Genomic DNA, 1,388 nt, shown 5'->3' with positions numbered 1-1,388 from the left:
GGAACTGGCATCGCCAGCCGAGGATATCTGGGCTGTTTTTGGGGCTTCGGAATCCTGGGGGTTCGACGTTTCAGCCCCGGCGGCGAACCGGTCATGAGCCGATGACCGGCGGTCCTCGTCGATCCAGTGGCGTAGTCTCGGCCATGCCCATCCCAGCGATTCATGGGTGATCTCAACGCATTCTTCGGTGATCGTGATGAAACCTGTGCGAGGATCGGCAAACGCGTCACGCGCAGCTACTATGGCTCGTCCTTCTTCTGCCGAGCGGTCGCGTACCAGCTCGACGAAACTGATCCGATGGCGGACATCGCCGGTTCCGTTACCGGCACGCAGCAAGTGCGAGAAGAGTAGCCGCGTTGCGTGCTGCGCGGACGCACCAATACTGTTACCGAGGTCGTCATAGACCTGTTCGGCGTGCTGGGCTATTGCATGCCAGATGCCGCCAGTTGCCGCATAAGTGGTAATGGTGAGTAGGCGCTCGTTCCGATGGTCCCAGACTTCCCGAAGGACGTAGGCGAGCAGCAGAAGGGCGCAGCCGGACTCCACGCCTGCTGGCTCGCCGGCTGCCAGGTCGGACAGGAGAAGATCTGTCAGTCCATCCTGGAAAGCAATCCCGGTGAGGGCTGCTGGCCCCTCGATCACAGCCCGCAGTTCGTCATCGTTCATCGAGTCAACCAACAGGGGGCGCTCAGTCAAGGCCGAGGCCAGTTCGGGATAACTGGCACAATGCCCGAAGAAGTCCGTACGCAGGCCGAATATCACCGGCGTGGGAATTTCACTGCGCCCCTCAATCCGACTGCTTGCGGCGGCGCTCAGCGTCTGAACGAATAGGCGCCGTTCGCCCTCGTCAGAGCAGAGGGTGAACAGTTCTTCAAATTGGTCCACTATGAGCACTGCGCAGGTGTCCGCCCGGGTAGCCCGGCTCTCCTGGTGGAGACACGCTCGGGCGACAATGTCGGCGATCTTGTTTGGATCGGCAGCAAGCCCTGCGCTGATCTCCTCGGGAGAGAGGTTCGCGATCTGAGTAAGGCTGAGCGAGAGCGCCCACATCGGATGCTCTCCCGGGGTCATGATGATCGGTAAGCAGGAGTCGAACCCAGGGACGCTCAGCGTCCCTCGCCGAAGAGCGGGCAGCAAACCGGCTCGAAGCAAGGATGACTTTCCGGTGGCTGTCGCGCCGAGCACAGCCAACGGGTGAGGAACCGACAAGTGGTCGGTTAGCTTCTCCAGTAGGGCAGCAGTAAGACGGTCCCGACCGAAAAAGTAAGCGGCGTCCGATTCATCAAATCGCCGCAACCCCAGGTAGGGGCATGGTGCGATCCTGGTCGTGTCGGCGGAACCTACGACAACTTCCGCGTCGTTGCTCGGCCGGTATGCCGGATTCGGCG

1 protein-coding gene is annotated in these 1,388 nt (G+C 61.5%); it reads right to left on the bottom strand.

All coding sequences use genetic code 11. The features are described from left to right. Positions 1 to 1,296: ATP-binding protein (locus U9977_RS22655; RefSeq protein ID WP_416210750.1), on the bottom strand; the 1,296-nt coding region annotated here is incomplete at its 3' end. Positions 1,297 to 1,388: the final 92 nt, after the last annotated feature.

This window comes from Protofrankia sp. Cas8 (assembly GCF_963555845.1).
Classification (GTDB): Bacteria; Actinomycetota; Actinomycetes; order Frankiales; family Frankiaceae; genus Protofrankia.
This window is presented reverse-complemented; position numbering and strand designations above follow the sequence as displayed.